The following is an 18,498-nucleotide window of genomic DNA, read 5'->3' on the forward strand; positions in this document are numbered from 1 at the left end:
CCGGTCCGGGCTGCAACAATGGCCCACCGCAAAGGGCAGGCAAAGCGCGGGACGGCGGCCTGAGGGCGGCACGACCGGGGCAGCCGGGTGACAGACGAGTGCCGGTCGAGTGGCAGTCGAGTCGCAGACGAAGGGACATCGGAAGCACATGAGCGCGTCAGGCGGCACCAAGGCGATCGTGGCGGCACTCGCCGCCAACCTCGCGATCGCGGCAGCGAAGTTCGTGGCGTTCCTCTTCAGTGGTTCGTCGTCGATGCTCGCCGAGTCCGTGCACTCGCTCGCCGACTCCGGCAACCAGGGACTGCTGCTCCTCGGCGGCAAGAAGGCCAAGCGCGAGGCGACCCCGCAACACCCCTTCGGCTACGGCCGCGAGCGCTACATCTACGCCTTCCTCGTCTCGATCGTCCTCTTCTCGGTCGGCGGCATGTTCGCGATCTACGAGGGCTACGAGAAGATCAAGCACCCGCACGACATCGAGCACTGGTACTGGCCGGTGGGCGTCCTCGTCTTCGCGATCATCGCCGAGGGGTTCTCCTTCCGGACGGCCATCAAGGAGTCCAACCACACGCGCGGCAAGCAGTCCTGGAAGGACTTCGTACGCCACGCCAAGGCGCCCGAGCTGCCGGTCGTCCTCCTGGAGGACCTGGGCGCGCTCGTCGGTCTGGTCCTCGCGCTCGGCGGTGTGGGCATCGCCCTGGCCACCGGTGACGGCGTCTGGGACGGCATCGGCACCCTCTGCATCGGCATCCTGCTCATCGTCATCGCGATCGTCCTGGCCGTCGAGACCAAGTCGCTGCTCCTGGGCGAGGCCGCCGGCATCGAGGCGGTCCACAAGATCGAGGCCGCGATCGTCGACGGCGACACGGTCACCGGCATCATCCACATGCGCACGCTCCACCTCGGTCCCGAGGAACTGCTGGTCGCCGCCAAGATCGCGGTCGAGCACGACGACACGGCCGCCGAGGTCGCCTCGGCGATCAACGCCGCCGAGTCCCGTATCCGCGAGGCCGTCCCGATCGCCCGCGTCATCTACCTCGAACCCGACATCTTCAACGAGTCCGAGGCCGTGAAGGGCGCCGACCCGGAGGCCACCCCGGGCGGTCCGGCACCGACCGCCGAACACTGACCTCCGTAACACCGACTCTCGGACACGTGACCGGGGCCCGCCGAATCATCCGGCGGGCCCCAGTCATGTGTACGGCCACGGGTTACGTACGGCCATGGGCACGTGCGGCCTTCGGGCATCCGTGGCCTACGGCTACCGGATCTCGCGCAGCACGTCGAGGACAGCCGTCCCGTCGGGAGCCGCCAGCAGCCGCTCACGGAACTCCGCGTCCACCAGCTTCCGCGACAGCAGCGCCAGAATCCGCAGATGCTCATCGCCCGCGGCGGCCTCCGGTACGGAGATCATGAAGATCAGCCGGGCCTTCGTACCGTCGAGCGAACCCCACTCGACACCCTCCGCCGACCGCGCGAACCCCACGACGGGCGCGGTCACCGCGTCGGTCTTGGCGTGCGGGATCGCGATCTCCTCGCCGAGCCCGGTCGTGCCCTGCTCCTCGCGCCGCAGGGCCGTCGCCACCAGCTCGTCGACATCGGCGACCTTCCCGGTGGCCGCCAGCAGCCCGGCCAGCTCCCGGATCGCGGCCTCCTTGTCGACGGCGTCGAGCCGCACCTGCACGGTCCGGGCGGTGAGGTAACCGGAGAGGACCTCGTCGTCGGAGCCCGATTCCGCGCTCCCGCCGGTGTCGATGCCGGTGACCGCCGCAGCCGACGGGGCCGCCGCCGCTCCGGTGCCGGTGCCCGCCCCCACGAGGGCGAACTCGGGCCGCGGTGCCGTCGAACCGCCGGTCGTGGCCCCCACCGGCGACTGCCCCTTCCGCCTCCGCTCGCCGACATCGATGAGCGCGACCGTCGTCAGCGCCGTCACCGCCGTCCCGAGGACCACGGCGACGAAGAACATCGGTACGCCGCTCACGGCGCCCAGCACCGCCACGATCGGCCCGCCGTGCGGCACCGCGTCCTCGACCCCGGCGAGACCCGCGACCGCGCCCGCCACCGCGCCGCCCAGCATGTTGGCGGGAATGACCTGGGCGGGACGGGCCGCCGCGAACGGAATGGCACCCTCGGAGATCCCGAACAGCCCCATGAACAGTGAGGCGAGACCCGTCTCGCGCTCCTGCTCCGTGTAGAGGCGCCTGCGGATCAGCGTGGACACGCCCTGCCCGAGCGGCATCACCGGGATCGCGGCGGCGCACATGCCCATGACCTCCTGGTTGCCGGTCGCGATGAGCCCCGCGCCGAACAGGAACGCCGTCTTGTTGACCGGCCCGCCCATGTCGAACGCGATCATCAGCCCCAGGATCGCGCCGAGCAGCACGGCACTGGTCCCGGTCATCCCGCCGAGCCAGTCCGTCAGATGCTCGAAGACCCAGGAGATGGGCTTGCCGATCACGTAGATGAAGAACAGCCCGAGCGCCGTCGTCGCCACGATCGGGATCACGATGATCGGCATGATCGGCCGGACGAACTTCGGGACCTCGACCTTCTTGATCCACAGCACCAGATATCCGGCCAGGAACCCGGTCACGATCGCCCCGATGAAGCCCGCGCCCGCCTCGGAGTCGTACAGCGAACCGGTGTTGGCGATCCACCCGCCGATCATGCCGGGCACGAGCGCGGGCCGGTCCCCGATCGCGTACGCGATATAGCCGGACAGGATCGGCACCATCAGCTGGAACCCGATGACGCCGATGTTGTTGACGTCCATCCAGAAGGAACCCTTCGGGATGACCAGCCCGCCGGAGGGATCGGTGTGCCCGCCGAGCGAGAGCGAGATCGCGATCAGCAGCCCGCCGACCACGACGAACGGGATCATGTAACTGACACCGTTCATCAGCGCCTTGTACGCGATCCCGCGCTCCTTGCCGCCGCTCCCACCGCTGCCGGCGCCTGCGGGTCCGGCCACTCCGGAACCGGCCTGCGGGCCGCCGCCGTGCACCGGCGCCGTCCGCACCTGCTCGATGAGCCGCTCGGGATGGTGGATCCCCTCCGCGACCCCGACCTTCACGATCCGCTTTCCGGCGAACCGGCTCAGGTCCACATCCTTGTCGGCCGCGACGATCACGCCGTCCGCGGTGTTGACATCGTTGTCAGTGAGTACGTTCTCGGACCCGATCGAGCCCTGGGTCTCCACCTTCATGTCGATACCGAGCCGCTCCGCCGCCTGCGCGAGCTTCTCGGCCGCCATATAGGTGTGGGCTATGCCGGTGGGGCACGCGGTCACCGCGAGCAGCTTCAGTCGCCGCTGCTCTTCGGTGCCGCCGCCCGTGGGGGGAATTCCGGCCGGACTGGTCACGTGGATCTCCTAACGCCTTCGTCATGGGGGATCGCGGTCTGTCGTCGCGGTCCGCGGCCGCTCGTCGGGGTCCTGCCGGCGCGATCTTTCGTGGTGGGGGTTCGCGATCCGCGGGGTCGCGAGGTCGCGCACATGTTCCCGATCCCCGGCATCCTGCAACAGACCCCCGGACGGGATCAAAAGTTCAAAAGTCCCTTGTTGTCCAGGCCTGTTACCTCTGTCCCCGGCCCGCCGGACGCTCGAAATCCGCTTGATCTGTTCGCAGGCGGACTGGGGCCCACTGCGCCGATCGGTGTAGATTCGTAACCGAGCCAGACGTCGCTGCTGATGGCGGTCGGGCGGCCCCACGGGCCGGCCGAGGGAGAGAGGGCCTCCGACGGACTGCGCTGCGCAAGGCACCGGGCATTCGTGTGCCCCGTGGGGCGCTCACCGTGCCCGCCGCCGCGCAGACCAGCCGAAACCGACCTCGCCCCAACCCGAGGAGCAGCTCGCATGACCACTGTCGACAACCGACAGGACTTCAAGGTCGCCGACCTTTCCCTGGCCGACTTCGGTCGCAAGGAGATCACCCTCGCCGAGCACGAGATGCCCGGCCTGATGTCGATCCGCAAGGAGTACGCCGAGGCGCAGCCCCTCGCCGGCGCCCGCGTCACCGGCTCCCTGCACATGACCGTGCAGACCGCCGTACTCATCGAGACCCTGGCCGCCCTGGGCGCCGAGGTCCGCTGGGCCTCCTGCAACATCTTCTCCACCCAGGACCACGCGGCGGCCGCCATCGCCGTCGGCCCGAACGGCACGCCCGACAACCCCCAGGGCATCCCGGTCTTCGCCTGGAAGGGCGAGACCCTGGAGGAGTACTGGTGGTGCACGGAGCAGGCGCTGACCTGGCCGAACACCCCCACCGGCGGCCCGAACATGATCCTGGACGACGGTGGCGACGCCACCCTCCTCGTCCACAACGGCGTCCAGTACGAGAAGGACGGCAAGGTTCCGTCCGTCGACACCGCCGAGAACGACGAGCACCGCGTCATCCTGGAGCTCCTCAACCGCACGATCTCCGGCGGCTCGCAGAAGTGGACCCAGCTCGCCTCGGAGATCCGCGGCGTGACCGAGGAGACCACGACCGGCGTCCACCGTCTCTACGAGATGCACCGCGACGGCACCCTTCTGTTCCCGGCGATCAACGTGAACGACGCCGTCACCAAGTCGAAGTTCGACAACAAGTACGGCTGCCGCCACTCCCTGATCGACGGCATCAACCGCGCCACCGACGTCCTCATCGGCGGCAAGACCGCCGTCGTCTTCGGCTACGGCGACGTGGGCAAGGGCTGCGCGGAGTCCCTGCGCGGTCAGGGCGCCCGCGTGATCATCACCGAGATCGACCCGATCTGCGCACTGCAGGCGGCGATGGACGGCTTCCAGGTCACCACCCTCGACGAGGTCGTCGACAAGGCGGACATCTTCGTCACCACGACCGGCAACAAGGACATCATCATGGCCGCGGACATGGCCAAGATGAAGCACCAGGCGATCGTGGGCAACATCGGCCACTTCGACAACGAGATCGACATGGCCGGCCTGGCGAAGATCCCCGGCATCGTCAAGGACGAGGTCAAGCCGCAGGTCCACACCTGGAAGTTCCCCGACGGCAAGGTGCTCATCGTCCTCTCCGAGGGCCGCCTGCTGAACCTGGGCAACGCGACCGGCCACCCGTCGTTCGTGATGTCCAACTCGTTCGCGGACCAGACGCTGGCCCAGATCGAGCTGTTCACCAAGCCCGAGGAGTACCCGACCGACGTCTACGTGCTGCCCAAGCACCTCGACGAGAAGGTCGCCCGCCTCCACCTGGACGCGCTTGGCGTGAAGCTCACGACGCTCCGCCCCGAGCAGGCCTCGTACATCGGTGTCGAGGTCGAGGGCCCGTACAAGTCGGACCACTACCGCTACTGAGCCCGGCGCTCACACAACGGTTGTCAGCAGGCCCCCGGTCCTCACCGGCGGGGGCCTGCCCCCTACGAGGACCCGAGCCACCATGCCCCGCGGCCGATATTCGCTCCATGACCCGCACGACCACACCCCTCTCGCCGAAGAACGGTTCCACTGCGCGCCCGGCCCCTCCGGCTGGCGCTACGTCTCCCAACTGACGACCCCTTCCGGACCCCCTCCTTCCGGACCGACCGCTCCTTCCGGCACCGGGCACGAGGGAGCCGTAGGGCAAGGCACCTCCGTCGGCTCCGTCGACCTCGCCCTCGACGACCGCGGCCGCCCCATCCGCCTCGAACTCCACGCGTCGGGCTGGCAGGTCCGCGCCGCAGCCCTCGACGGGGTCACCTGGGTCCGTACCGACCCCACGGGAGAGCACGCCACCGAAGGCAATGTCCGCGCCCACGCCTTCACCGGTTCGTCCCCCGCTTTCCTCGTCGCCACCGCACGTCTGCTGCGCCTCACCCCCGATGCCTCCGCCACGCGTGTACGCCTCGTCGCCTTCACGGACCCGGTCCTCGCCCCGCGCACCCTCGACCAGTCCTGGGCCCTGATCACGAGAGAAGCACACGCCACTGACAACGGCCCCCTGACCGTGGAGGAATACCAGGTCACAGCCCTGGACACCGGTGAACAGCACACCGTGCACCTGTCGGGCGACGTGGTGCTCTCGGCCCCCGGCATCGAGCTCGAAGACCTCGAATCACCGCCGTCGGTCTTCACCTGACACCGGTTCCGGACGGTCCCGGCGGTCAGGCGAACACGTCGGTCAGGCGGGCGGGGCGAACCCGGTGGAGGGTCGCTCCGCGTCGGCCTCCTGCGGCGCCGGCTCGGCCCAGGCGTTCGCGGGGGCCGCGACGGGTGCCGGGGGCGGGGGAGCCGCCGGGCGATGAGGAGCCGGAGCAGGCGGGAGATAGGGAGCGGGCGGGCGGGCAGCGTCCTGGACAGGGCTCTGCGCCGGACCTCCCAGCGCACCCTGCATCGGGTGCCCGACCGGCGGCTGGGGCTGACTCGCGCCCTGTCCCGGGCCAGGCGGAGTCCCGTACGGCGGCCCGGCGTGCGCTGTGCCGTACGGCATGTTCGGGGTGCCCCAGCCCGGTACACCGGGCACAGGCCCGGCCGGGCCACCGGCGAAGCCGCCACCCGCAGCCCCGCCACCGCCGCCACCGAACGCACGCCGCGCCTCCCGCGCCTGCCGCTCCTGCATCACGGCCGCCAGGAATGCCGCCGGCGGGATGCCGGGCGGTACCGGAGCCCCGGTGCGCTCGGCGACGTCGTTCGCGAGGCGCTCGGCCATCGCCCACCCGACCTGCGGGTCCAGCTGCTGCATCCGCGTCAGGTACTGCCGGACGGCCAGCCACAGCCCGTCCGGGACCCCGGACAGATCGAGCCCGGAGAACCGCCCCGAGAGCCAGGGCGGCGGGGGAGGCACGAAGGACGTACGCCCGGCGGGAATCCGTTCGCGTACGACGAGGGTTCCGGCGAACACGTCACCGAGCCGCCGCCCCCGTGCCGACGCGAGCGACGCGATGCACGCCACGACCCCGAACGTCATCAGGATCTCGACCACACCGACCGCCCCGCGCACCAGCGCGTGCCGGAACCGGATGGGCCCGCCGTCGTCCCGCACCACGCGCAGCCCGCACGCCATCTTCCCGAGAGAGCGCCCATGGCTGAGCGTCTCCACGGCGATCGGCCCGCCCACCAGCAGAAGAAGAAACGCGGCGATCGCCATGGCCGTCTGCGCCGCCTCGTCGAGCGAGGCCGTGGCCAGGGCCAGGGCGATCATCGCGACCACATAGGCGGTCACCGCCACGGCCAGGTCGAGCACCACGGCCAGTACCCGGCTCGGCAGCTTCGCGGGGCGCAGCTCCAGCGCCACCGCCTCGCCCGTCACAAGCTCACTCACGCCCGTCGTCCTTCCCCGAACTGCCCTGAGAACAGCCAGTCTGCCAAGCTGAGGCAGATCGCGCCGCAGTGCGACAAGCTGACCACATGACGAGCGCAGGACGAGCAGCCGAGGAGCAGGCAAGCCGATGGACCTCGATGTCTTCGTGTCCGCCCACCGGGCGGAGTGGGACCGGCTCGACGCACTCCTCCGACGCCGGCGCCGTCTCACCGGAGCGGAGGCCGACGAACTGGTCGTCCTCTACCAGCGCACGGCGACCCATCTCTCCCTGATCCAGTCCAGCGCCCCGGACCCTCAGCTCACCGGCCGGCTCAGCCAACTGGTCGCCCGCGCGCGCAGCGCCGTCACGGGCACCCGCCGTGCCTCCTGGCGAGACGTCACCCGCTTCCTCACCCAGGGCTTCCCCGCTGCGGTCTACCGGGCGCGCCACTGGTGGGTTCCGACCGCGCTCCTGTCCACCGCGCTGGCGGTCCTCCTGGGCTGGTGGATCGGTACGCACCCCGAGGTCCAGTCCTCGATCGCGGCCCCCGCCGAACTACGGGAGCTCACCCGTCCCGGCGGCCAGTACGAGACGTACTACTCCAGCCATCCAGCGGCGTCCTTCGCGGCCCAGGTGTGGACGAACAACGCCCAGGCTGCCGCGATGTGCCTGGTACTCGGCGCCTTCCTGTGCCTGCCGGTCGTCTGGATCCTCTTCCAGAACATGCTCAACGTGGGGGTCGGCATCGGCCTGATGTCCTCGGCGGGCCGCCTCGACACCTTCCTCGGTCTGATACTCCCGCACGGCCTCCTGGAGCTGACCGCCGTCTTCGTGGCGGCCGGCACCGGACTGCGCCTCGGCTGGACCGTCATAGACCCGGGCCCGCGCACTCGCCGTGCGGCCCTCGCCGAGGAGGGTCGTGCCGCCCTGGGCATGGCGATAGGCCTCGCCCTGGTCCTCTTCGTCTCGGGCGCCATCGAAGGCTTCGTCACCCCCTCCGGCCTGCCGACCTGGGCCCGCATCGGCATAGGCATAGCCGCCGAAGTGCTGTTCCTCGTCTACGTCTACGTCCTGGGCGGGCGTGCGGTGCGGGCCGGAGAGACGGGCGATGTCGAGGAGGCCGAGCGCAGCGCCTCGGTGCCGACCGCGGCCTGATGTGCAGGCACCCCGATCAGGCTGCTAGTCTCCTCTTCGCCCCACAAAAACCGTTGACATGGGACGTGTGGGGAGGTAGATTCGAACAGTTGCCTAGAGCTGGACAAGCTCGGCGGTGGCAGTTAGCATCTGTCAGCTCCCTGGAATTCAATTCCGGTGGAGCACCTCCCGATAATTCAGAAAATGAGCGGCCGGTCAGGCCGGTCGAAAACTTCTGATAAAGTCGGACTCGCCGAAAGAGAGCCGCAAGGCAATCAAATAGGCAAAGGCCTTCCAACTGGCCACCGGAAACAAATTCCGACCGGAAACGGAACGGGAAAAGGATCTGGTAAGGTTGGAAACACGAAGGGAAGCGCCCGGAGGAAAGCCCGAGAGGGTGAGTACAAAGGAAGCGTCCGTTCCTTGAGAACTCAACAGCGTGCCAAAAATCAACGCCAGATATGTTGATACCCCGTCCATCACCGCATGGTGGTGGGTGGAGGTTCCTTTGAAAAAGTCCTGCCGGGGTAACACCTGGTAGGCGCATCAGCGAGGACGCTGTGAACGGCCTTCCTTATTCCGGTTGGTCGTTCCGCTCTCATGGTGTTCGCCGGATTACCGGTAAACATTCACGGAGAGTTTGATCCTGGCTCAGGACGAACGCTGGCGGCGTGCTTAACACATGCAAGTCGAACGATGAACCACTTCGGTGGGGATTAGTGGCGAACGGGTGAGTAACACGTGGGCAATCTGCCCTTCACTCTGGGACAAGCCCTGGAAACGGGGTCTAATACCGGATGACACTCCTACTCGCATGGGTGGGGGTTGAAAGCTCCGGCGGTGAAGGATGAGCCCGCGGCCTATCAGCTTGTTGGTGAGGTAGTGGCTCACCAAGGCGACGACGGGTAGCCGGCCTGAGAGGGCGACCGGCCACACTGGGACTGAGACACGGCCCAGACTCCTACGGGAGGCAGCAGTGGGGAATATTGCACAATGGGCGAAAGCCTGATGCAGCGACGCCGCGTGAGGGATGACGGCCTTCGGGTTGTAAACCTCTTTCAGCAGGGAAGAAGCGAAAGTGACGGTACCTGCAGAAGAAGCGCCGGCTAACTACGTGCCAGCAGCCGCGGTAATACGTAGGGCGCAAGCGTTGTCCGGAATTATTGGGCGTAAAGAGCTCGTAGGCGGTCTGTCGCGTCGGATGTGAAAGCCCGGGGCTTAACCCCGGGTCTGCATTCGATACGGGCAGACTAGAGTGTGGTAGGGGAGATCGGAATTCCTGGTGTAGCGGTGAAATGCGCAGATATCAGGAGGAACACCGGTGGCGAAGGCGGATCTCTGGGCCATTACTGACGCTGAGGAGCGAAAGCGTGGGGAGCGAACAGGATTAGATACCCTGGTAGTCCACGCCGTAAACGGTGGGAACTAGGTGTTGGCGACATTCCACGTCGTCGGTGCCGCAGCTAACGCATTAAGTTCCCCGCCTGGGGAGTACGGCCGCAAGGCTAAAACTCAAAGGAATTGACGGGGGCCCGCACAAGCAGCGGAGCATGTGGCTTAATTCGACGCAACGCGAAGAACCTTACCAAGGCTTGACATCGCCCGGAAAGCATCAGAGATGGTGCCCCCCTTGTGGTCGGGTGACAGGTGGTGCATGGCTGTCGTCAGCTCGTGTCGTGAGATGTTGGGTTAAGTCCCGCAACGAGCGCAACCCTTGTTCTGTGTTGCCAGCATGCCCTTCGGGGTGATGGGGACTCACAGGAGACTGCCGGGGTCAACTCGGAGGAAGGTGGGGACGACGTCAAGTCATCATGCCCCTTATGTCTTGGGCTGCACACGTGCTACAATGGCAGGTACAATGAGCTGCGATACCGCAAGGTGGAGCGAATCTCAAAAAGCCTGTCTCAGTTCGGATTGGGGTCTGCAACTCGACCCCATGAAGTCGGAGTTGCTAGTAATCGCAGATCAGCATTGCTGCGGTGAATACGTTCCCGGGCCTTGTACACACCGCCCGTCACGTCACGAAAGTCGGTAACACCCGAAGCCGGTGGCCCAACCCCTTGTGGGAGGGAGCTGTCGAAGGTGGGACTGGCGATTGGGACGAAGTCGTAACAAGGTAGCCGTACCGGAAGGTGCGGCTGGATCACCTCCTTTCTAAGGAGCACTTCTTACCGAGTCTTTCGGGGCAAGGTCAGAGGCCAGTTCATCGGCGAATGTCCGGTGCTGGTTGCTCAAGGGTGGAACGTTGATTATTCGGCACACTCGGCCTTCTACAGGCTGTAAGTACTGTCCTTCGGGGCGTGGAAAGCGGACCTTAGGGGCGAGGGTGTCGGGCGCGCTGTTGGGTGTCTGAGGGTACGGCCGTGATGGTCGCCTTCAGTGCCGGCCCCAGTGCACTCGGACTTCTGGTCCGGGGTGATGGGTGGTTGGTCGTTGTTTGAGAACTGCACAGTGGACGCGAGCATCTGTGGCCAAGTTTTTAAGGGCGCACGGTGGATGCCTTGGTACCAGGAACCGATGAAGGACGTGGGAGGCCACGATAGTCCCCGGGGAGCCGTCAACCAGGCTTTGATCCGGGGGTTTCCGAATGGGGAAACCCGGCAGTCGTCATGGGCTGTCACCCACATCTGAACACATAGGGTGTGTGGAGGGAACGCGGGGAAGTGAAACATCTCAGTACCCGCAGGAAGAGAAAACAACCGTGATTCCGGGAGTAGTGGCGAGCGAAACCGGATGAGGCCAAACCGTATGTGTGTGAGACCCGGCAGGGGTTGCGCATGCGGGGTTGTGGGATCTCTCTTTCACAGTCTGCCGGCTGTGAGACGAGTCAGAAACCGTTGGTGTAGGCGAAGGACATGCGAAAGGTCCGGCGTAGAGGGTAAGACCCCCGTAGTCGAAACATCAACGGCTCGTTTGAGAGACACCCAAGTAGCACGGGGCCCGAGAAATCCCGTGTGAATCTGGCGGGACCACCCGCTAAGCCTAAATATTCCCTGGTGACCGATAGCGGATAGTACCGTGAGGGAATGGTGAAAAGTACCGCGGGAGCGGAGTGAAATAGTACCTGAAACCGTGTGCCTACAAGCCGTGGGAGCGTCGCGCAAGGAACTTGTTCCTTGCGTCGTGACTGCGTGCCTTTTGAAGAATGAGCCTGCGAGTTTGCGGTGTGTTGCGAGGTTAACCCGTGTGGGGAAGCCGTAGCGAAAGCGAGTCCGAATAGGGCGGTATAGTAGCGCGCTCAAGACCCGAAGCGGAGTGATCTAGCCATGGGCAGGTTGAAGCGGCTGTAAGAGGTCGTGGAGGACCGAACCCACCAGGGTTGAAAACCTGGGGGATGACCTGTGGTTAGGGGTGAAAGGCCAATCAAACTCCGTGATAGCTGGTTCTCCCCGAAATGCATTTAGGTGCAGCGTCGTGTGTTTCTTGCCGGAGGTAGAGCACTGGATAGGCGATGGGCCCTACCGGGTTACTGACCTTAGCCAAACTCCGAATGCCGGTAAGTGAGAGCGCGGCAGTGAGACTGTGGGGGATAAGCTCCATGGTCGAGAGGGAAACAGCCCAGAGCATCGACTAAGGCCCCTAAGCGTACGCTAAGTGGGAAAGGATGTGGAGTCGCACAGACAACCAGGAGGTTGGCTTAGAAGCAGCCACCCTTGAAAGAGTGCGTAATAGCTCACTGGTCTAGTGATTCCGCGCCGACAATGTAGCGGGGCTCAAGCGTACCGCCGAAGTCGTGTCATTCATACAATAGGGCCAACGCCTGTATGGATGGGTAGGGGAGCGTCGTGTGCCGGGTGAAGCCGCGCCGGAAGGCAGTGGTGGACGGTTCACGAGTGAGAATGCAGGCATGAGTAGCGATACACACGTGAGAAACGTGTGCGCCGATTGACTAAGGGTTCCTGGGTCAAGCTGATCTGCCCAGGGTAAGTCGGGACCTAAGGCGAGGCCGACAGGCGTAGTCGATGGATAACCGGTTGATATTCCGGTACCCGCTGTGAAGCGTCAAACATCGAACCAGGCGATGCTAAGTCCGTGAAGCCGTTCCGGACCCTTCGGGGAATGGAAAGTGGTGGAGCCGACGGACCAGACCTGTAGTAGGTGAGTGATGGGGTGACGCAGGAAGGTAGTCCAGCCCGGGCGGTGGTTGTCCCGGGGTAAGGGTGTAGCCCGTTGTGTAGGTAAATCCGCACAACATCAAGGGTGAGACCTGATGCCGAGCCGATTGTGGTGAAGTGGATGATCCTATGCTGTCGAGAAAAGCCTCTAGCGAGTTTCATGGCGGCCCGTACCCTAAACCGACTCAGGTGGTCAGGTAGAGAATACCGAGGCGTTCGGGTGAACTATGGTTAAGGAACTCGGCAAAATGCCCCCGTAACTTCGGGAGAAGGGGGGCCATCACCGGTGATAGCACTTGCTGCTTGAGCTGGGGGTGGCCGCAGAGACCAGCGAGAAGCGACTGTTTACTAAAAACACAGGTCCGTGCGAAGCCGTAAGGCGATGTATACGGACTGACGCCTGCCCGGTGCTGGAACGTTAAGGGGACCGGTTAGTCAGATTTCGGTCTGGCGAAGCTGAGAACTTAAGCGCCAGTAAACGGCGGTGGTAACTATAACCATCCTAAGGTAGCGAAATTCCTTGTCGGGTAAGTTCCGACCTGCACGAATGGCGTAACGACTTCTCGACTGTCTCAACCATAGGCCCGGTGAAATTGCACTACGAGTAAAGATGCTCGTTTCGCGCAGCAGGACGGAAAGACCCCGGGACCTTTACTATAGTTTGATATTGGTGTTCGGTTCGGCTTGTGTAGGATAGCTGGGAGACTGTGAAGCTTGAGCGCCAGCTCGGGTGGAGTCGTCGTTGAAATACCAGTCTGGTCGTGCTGGATGTCTAACCTGGGTCCGTGATCCGGATCAGGGACAGTGTCTGATGGGTAGTTTAACTGGGGCGGTTGCCTCCTAAAGAGTAACGGAGGCGCCCAAAGGTTCCCTCAGCCTGGTTGGCAATCAGGTGTTGAGTGTAAGTGCACAAGGGAGCTTGACTGTGAGACCGACGGGTCGAGCAGGGACGAAAGTCGGGACTAGTGATCCGGCGGTGGCTTGTGGAAGCGCCGTCGCTCAACGGATAAAAGGTACCCCGGGGATAACAGGCTGATCTTCCCCAAGAGTCCATATCGACGGGATGGTTTGGCACCTCGATGTCGGCTCGTCGCATCCTGGGGCTGGAGTCGGTCCCAAGGGTTGGGCTGTTCGCCCATTAAAGCGGTACGCGAGCTGGGTTTAGAACGTCGTGAGACAGTTCGGTCCCTATCCGCTGTGCGCGTAGGAGTCTTGAGAAGGGCTGTCCCTAGTACGAGAGGACCGGGACGGACGAACCTCTGGTGTGCCAGTTGTCCTGCCAAGGGCATGGCTGGTTGGCTACGTTCGGGAGGGATAACCGCTGAAAGCATCTAAGCGGGAAGCCTGCTTCGAGATGAGGACTCCCACCAACTTGATTGGTTAAGGCTCCCAGTAGACGACTGGGTTGATAGGCCGGATGTGGAAGCCCTGTAAGGGGTGGAGCTGACCGGTACTAATAGGCCGAGGGCTTGTCCTCAGTTGCTCGCGTCCACTGTGTTGGTTCTGAAACCACGAACAACCGTTGTAGCCATGGTCACGGCTCCGGTTTGTCAGTTTCATAGTGTTTCGGTGGTCATAGCGTGAGGGAAACGCCCGGTTACATTCCGAACCCGGAAGCTAAGCCTTACAGCGCCGATGGTACTGCAGGGGGGACCCTGTGGGAGAGTAGGACGCCGCCGAACAAATATTACGGAAAGCCCCCGCACTTCGGTGCGGGGGCTTTTCTGCGTTTGCCTGCCGTTATGCGTTCTCCCCTTTCCGGTTTCCTGGAATTTCCCGGAAACCGGAAAGGGCAGAAGCAGGTTCAGAGACGGCCTGCGGCCTTGAGAGCCAGGTATGCGTCCGCCAAAGACGGCGGCAGGTTGTCCGGGGTCGCGTCCACGACAGTGACACCGTGACGCGTCAGTTGCTCCGCCGTGCGGTGACGTTCCGCCTGGGCCTGCGCCGCTGCGGCGGCCTCGTACACGGCCTCCGTGTTTCCCCGTGCCGTGGCCATGCGCTCGATGTGCGGGTCCGATACCGAGGCGACCAGGACCGTGTGGCGCTGGGTGAGGCGGGAGAGTACGGGAAGCAGGCCCTCCTCGATGGGGGCCGCGTCCAAGGTCGTGAGGAGCACGATCAGTGAGCGGCGCGGGGCCGTGCGGAGCGCGGTGGAGGTGAGACCGCGGGCATCCGTCTCGACGAGTTCCGGTTCCAGGTGTGCCATGGCGTTGACCAGCGAAGGAAGAACATCGCCCGCGGCACGGCCCTGAACCAGAGCGCGTACCCGGCGGTCGTAGGCCAGCAGGTCCACCCGGTCGCCGGCGCGGGACGCGAGAGCCGCCAGGAGGAGGGCCGCGTCCATGGAGGCGTCGAGACGCGGGGCGTCTCCGACGCGGCCCGCGGCTGTGCGGCCCGTGTCGAGGATCAGCAGGATGTGCCTGTCGCGTTCGGGACGCCAGGTGCGTACGGCGACCCTCGACTGACGGGCAGTGGCCCGCCAGTCGATCGAGCGCGTGTCGTCACCGGGGACGTAGTCACGCAGGCTGTCGAACTCGGTTCCCTCACCGCGGGTCAGCACGCTGGTGCGGCCGTCGAGTTCGCGCAGTCGGGCGAGCTTCGAGGGGAGGTGCTTGCGGCTGGCGAAGGGAGGAAGGACGCGTACCGTCCAGGGGACCTCGTGGTTGCCCTGGCGGGCGAAGAGGCCCAGAGGACCGTACGAGCGGATGGTGACGCGGTCGGCCCGGCGGTCGCCGCGGCAGGTGGGGCGCAGGCGGGTCGTGACGCGTCGGCGCTCGCCCGGAGGGACCGTCAGAAGGTGGCGGGACGCCGTGACTTCCGTGCCGGGCTGCCAGCTGCTCGGGGGCCAGGCGTCACGGACGCGGGCGCGCAGGGGACGGCCCGACGTGTTGGTGACCGTGAGGGTGACGTCGGCGGACTCGCCCAGGCGTACGGAGGTGTCGCCGGAGCGGGTCAGGCCCAGGCGGCGTACCGGTGCCGCCAGGGCGAAGTCGCAGGCGCAGGCGAGGGCCAGAGGGGCGTTGACGGCGAGGATGCCCGTCCAGCTGGGTTCCCAGATGCCCACGGGGAGGGTGCCGAGGGCCGCGAGGAGGGCGGTGCGGCCGGTGAGGGCCATCAGCGGGGGACGGGGACGTGGGAGAGGATCGCGTTGATGACCGAGTCGGCCGTCACACCCTCCATCTCGGCTTCCGGGCGGAGCTGGACGCGGTGGCGGAGAGTCGGCAGCGCGAGGGCCTTCACATCGTCCGGGATCACGTAGTCGCGGCCCGTCAGCCAGGCCCAGGCGCGAGCCGTGGCCAGGAGCGCCGTCGCGCCACGGGGGGACACGCCGAGGGTGAGGGACGGCGATTCGCGGGTGGCACGGCAGATGTCCACCACGTAGCCGGTGATTTCGGGGGAGACCGCGGTCTTGGCGACGGCCGCGCGGGCCGCTTCGAGGTCGGCCGGGCCCGCTACGGGGCGTATGCCGGCGGCGCGCAGGTCACGGGGGTTGAAGCCCTCGGCGTGGCGGGTGAGGACGTTGATCTCGTCCTGGCGGGACGGGAGCGGGATCGTCAGCTTGAGGAGGAAACGGTCCAACTGTGCCTCCGGAAGGGGGTACGTGCCCTCGTACTCGACCGGGTTCTGGGTCGCGGCGACCAGGAACGGCTCGGGGAGCGGGCGCGGGGTGCCGTCGACCGTGACCTGGCGTTCCTCCATGGCCTCCAGGAGGGACGACTGGGTCTTCGGAGGGGTGCGGTTGATCTCATCCGCGAGGAGGAGATTCGTGAAGACCGGGCCGGGCTGGAAGGAGAACTCCGCGGTGCGGGCGTCGTAGACGAGGGAGCCCGTGATGTCGCTCGGCATCAGGTCCGGGGTGAACTGGACGCGCTTGGTGTCGAGTTCCAGCGCGGAGGCGAGAGCCCGGACGAGCAGGGTCTTGGCCACTCCGGGGACGCCCTCCAGCAGGACGTGTCCGCGGCACAGGAGGGCGACGACGAGGCCGGTCACTGCGGGGTCCTGGCCGACCACGGCTTTGGCGATCTCGGCGCGCAGGGTCTCCAGGGAGGCGCGGGCGGCGGCTGCGTCCCCGGTGGTCCCGGTGTTCCCGGCGTTGTCAGTGGTCGGGGCCATCATGGACGGCGTACCTCTCTTTCGAGGGCGTCGAGTTGGTCGGCGAGTGCGATGAGGGCCGCGTCGTCGCGGGGCGGCGGCCCGAAGAGCAGGGAGTGCAGGGCTTGTCCTTCCTGGCGGAGCCGGGCGGACAGGGCGGGGAGCAGGGCTTCGGGCGCGTGCGCCTGAGCGGGGGACACACCGACGAGGGGGGCGAGGCGGGTGCGGGTGGTGGAGCGCAGAGCTCCCGCGGCACGGTCGCGGGCGTTGGACTTGCGGTAGAGGCGGGCGCGGCCTTCGACGGTCTCGGAGGCGCGGATCGCGACGGGGAGCCGTTCGGGGACGAGCGGGCCGAGGCGGCGGGCGCGCCAGAGGGCGGCCAGCAGCGCGGCGATGAAGAGCTGCAGCGTGCCCCAGAGCCAGCCGGAGGGGACCAGGTCGAGGAAGCTGCTGTCGCCGGCGTCGGTGGCCGAGTCGTCGGAGAGCGAGGGGAGGTACCAGACCACGTGGGTGCGGGAACCGAGGAGTTGAAGGGCGAGGGAGGCGTTGCCCTGCTGGTCGAGGCGCTCGTTCTGCAGGATGTCGGGCGCGCCGAGGACGACGGTGTCGCCGTCCCCTTCGGAGGCGGGCAGGCGCAGCAGGGTGGGCAGGCCGTCGCTGGGGTAGCAGGTGTCGGCGCCGGGTGCGTCCGTCGCGTACCGGATGCCGCCCGTGTCGGCGGTGCCTGCTCGTCGGGCGGCGGGCAGGGCGCAGTGGGGCGAGAGCGTGGAGTCGTAGCTGGGTGTGAGGTCCGCGTCGACTCCGGGGGCGAGGGTGCCGACGGACGGGGCGCCGGGGGCGACGAGGACGGTGCGTCCGCCGGAGTTCCGGTACGTGGAGTGCAGGCGGTCCTGTTGACGGTCGGTCAGCAGGTCGGGGCGGGCGACCAGGAGTGTCGTGTCGGGGCCGGTCGCGGTGCTCGCCTCTTCCAGGGTGGTGACCACGCGCGTGGACACGCCCCGGTCGGCGAGGAGTTCGGCGACGGCTCGGCTGCCCTTGGGGTCGGCGGAGCGCGGGTCGAGGCTGCCGTGCTGGGCGCCGGAGCGTACGACGGCGATGGCGACGGCGGCCACCAGGAGGATCACGAACGCGAGGACGACACCGCGCGAGCGGGTCCACACCTGGCGGACGGTGGGCGAGGCCGAGGTGGCGGGCGGGGCGGTCGGAGTCGGGGTTGCCGTGGGGGCCTCGGGTGTCATGTGGCGGCCCCCCGGCCGGCGCTGGTGAGGACGGGTCTGGTGCGTTCCAGGTCCTGGTCGAGCTGTGCGAGGCGGTGGTACGTCTCCGGGACGGCGGTGCGTCCGCCGTACGTGACGTCGTCGAAGTCCCGTGCCGCGGCGCGCAGCCGGTCCGTGTGGGCGGGCAGGGTGCGGCCCGCTTCGGCGGCGGCCTCGTCGGCGGTGCGTCCGGGGCGGGGGTCGAGCAGGGCGCGTTCCTCCAGGGAGCGGACGACGGCGCGCATGCGTTCCTGGACGGCCTGGTTCCAGTGGCCCTGGGCCGCGTGCGCCTCGGCGGCGGCGCGGTGCTCGGCAGCGCTGCGGGGCCGGTCGTCGAAGAGCGGGGCGGTCGAGACGGGGCGCCGGCGGGGGGAGCCGAGGCGCCACCAGAGGGCACCGATGAGTGCCACGACGGCCAGGACGACGACCAGGAGGCCGAGTCCGCCTCCGGGGGTCGCCGAGGAGGCCGTGTCGAGCAGTTCGCCGACCCACTTCCAGAAGGCGTCCAGGGCCCGACGCAGGAGGCTGGGGTCGTTCTCGTGGTACATCCGCTTCGACAGTTCGCGCCGGGCGGCCTCCCGCGCGGGGTCGCGCGGGACGGTCACCGGTGGTTCGCCGTCGGCGCGTGGCAGCGCCAGTACCGCAGTGACCACTCCCCCCGCCAGGCTCAC

The 18,498-nt window shown here is 66.9% G+C and carries 11 protein-coding genes and 3 rRNA genes; 7 read left to right on the forward strand and 7 right to left on the reverse strand.

Features of this window, described 5'->3' with window-relative positions; all coding sequences use genetic code 11:
• Positions 1 to 148: 148 nt before the first annotated feature.
• Positions 149 to 1,126, forward strand: a complete 978-nt coding sequence (locus tag J8N05_RS10340) for a cation diffusion facilitator family transporter (RefSeq protein ID WP_210882116.1) — start codon at positions 149 to 151, stop codon at positions 1,124 to 1,126.
• Positions 1,127 to 1,258: 132 nt separating this feature from the next.
• Here J8N05_RS10340 and J8N05_RS10345 read toward each other — a convergent pair whose 3' ends face one another.
• Positions 1,259 to 3,358 carry a fructose-specific PTS transporter subunit EIIC gene (locus J8N05_RS10345; protein WP_282108145.1) on the reverse strand — a complete coding sequence of 700 codons (2,100 nt, stop codon included), beginning with the start codon at positions 3,356 to 3,358 and terminating at the stop codon, positions 1,259 to 1,261.
• 492 nt (positions 3,359 to 3,850) lie between these two features.
• On the opposite strand from J8N05_RS10345, the gene ahcY reads away from it, so the two are divergent.
• Together ahcY and J8N05_RS10355 are read left to right on the forward strand one after the other, a co-directional pair.
• Positions 3,851 to 5,308, forward strand: a complete 1,458-nt coding sequence (gene ahcY / locus J8N05_RS10350) for an adenosylhomocysteinase (RefSeq protein WP_210882118.1) — start codon at positions 3,851 to 3,853, stop codon at positions 5,306 to 5,308.
• Between the two features lie 82 nt (positions 5,309 to 5,390).
• Positions 5,391 to 6,068, forward strand: coding sequence for a hypothetical protein (locus J8N05_RS10355; protein WP_210882120.1), 678 nt, complete (start codon positions 5,391 to 5,393; stop codon positions 6,066 to 6,068).
• Positions 6,069 to 6,110: 42 nt separating this feature from the next.
• Here J8N05_RS10355 and J8N05_RS10360 read toward each other — a convergent pair whose 3' ends face one another.
• On the reverse strand, positions 6,111 to 7,250 hold the full coding sequence (locus J8N05_RS10360; RefSeq protein ID WP_210882121.1) for an RDD family protein: 1,140 nt from the start codon (positions 7,248 to 7,250) through the stop codon (positions 6,111 to 6,113).
• Positions 7,251 to 7,377: 127 nt separating this feature from the next.
• Between J8N05_RS10360 and J8N05_RS10365 the strand changes: the two genes are divergently transcribed.
• Positions 7,378 to 8,385: a stage II sporulation protein M gene (locus J8N05_RS10365; RefSeq protein WP_210882122.1), complete on the forward strand. Its 1,008-nt coding sequence runs from the start codon at positions 7,378 to 7,380 to the stop codon at positions 8,383 to 8,385.
• Between the two features lie 195 nt (positions 8,386 to 8,580).
• Here J8N05_RS10365 and J8N05_RS10370 read toward each other — a convergent pair whose 3' ends face one another.
• Positions 8,581 to 8,844, reverse strand: a complete 264-nt coding sequence (locus J8N05_RS10370) for a hypothetical protein (RefSeq protein ID WP_210882123.1) — start codon at positions 8,842 to 8,844, stop codon at positions 8,581 to 8,583.
• Between the two features lie 148 nt (positions 8,845 to 8,992).
• On the opposite strand from J8N05_RS10370, the gene J8N05_RS10375 reads away from it, so the two are divergent.
• The 3 genes from J8N05_RS10375 to rrf all read left to right on the forward strand — a co-directional run bounded on the left by J8N05_RS10375 (position 8,993) and on the right by rrf (position 14,161).
• A 16S ribosomal RNA gene (locus J8N05_RS10375) occupies positions 8,993 to 10,518 on the forward strand.
• A gap of 315 nt (positions 10,519 to 10,833) precedes the next feature.
• Positions 10,834 to 13,956: ribosomal RNA gene (locus tag J8N05_RS10380) — 23S ribosomal RNA — on the forward strand.
• An 88-nt stretch (positions 13,957 to 14,044) separates the two neighbouring features.
• Positions 14,045 to 14,161: ribosomal RNA gene (gene rrf / locus J8N05_RS10385) — 5S ribosomal RNA — on the forward strand.
• The 16S, 23S and 5S rRNA genes sit together here, the layout of an rRNA operon.
• A gap of 122 nt (positions 14,162 to 14,283) precedes the next feature.
• Here rrf and J8N05_RS10390 read toward each other — a convergent pair.
• Genes J8N05_RS10390 through J8N05_RS10405 form a run of 4 tightly spaced genes read right to left on the reverse strand, consistent with a single transcriptional unit; the run spans position 14,284 to position 18,498 of the window.
• Positions 14,284 to 15,594 carry a DUF58 domain-containing protein gene (locus J8N05_RS10390; protein ID WP_210882124.1) on the reverse strand — a complete coding sequence of 437 codons (1,311 nt, stop codon included), beginning with the start codon at positions 15,592 to 15,594 and terminating at the stop codon, positions 14,284 to 14,286.
• The gene (locus tag J8N05_RS10395) at positions 15,594 to 16,595 is read right to left on the reverse strand and encodes an AAA family ATPase (protein WP_210882125.1); all 1,002 of its coding nucleotides are present in this window, start codon (positions 16,593 to 16,595) and stop codon (positions 15,594 to 15,596) included. The genes J8N05_RS10390 and J8N05_RS10395 overlap by 1 nt, the downstream gene beginning before the upstream one ends.
• A complete protein-coding gene (locus tag J8N05_RS10400; RefSeq protein WP_210882126.1) occupies positions 16,592 to 17,809 on the reverse strand; it encodes a DUF4350 domain-containing protein in 1,218 nt (405 codons plus the stop codon). Before J8N05_RS10400 ends, J8N05_RS10395 begins: the two co-directional genes overlap by 4 nt.
• Entirely contained in the window at positions 17,806 to 18,498 is a 693-nt protein-coding gene (locus J8N05_RS10405; protein WP_210882128.1) for a DUF4129 domain-containing protein, read from the reverse strand. The genes J8N05_RS10400 and J8N05_RS10405 overlap by 4 nt, the downstream gene beginning before the upstream one ends.

The organism is Streptomyces liliiviolaceus, assembly GCF_018070025.1.
GTDB lineage: Bacteria > Actinomycetota > Actinomycetes > Streptomycetales > Streptomycetaceae > Streptomyces > Streptomyces liliiviolaceus.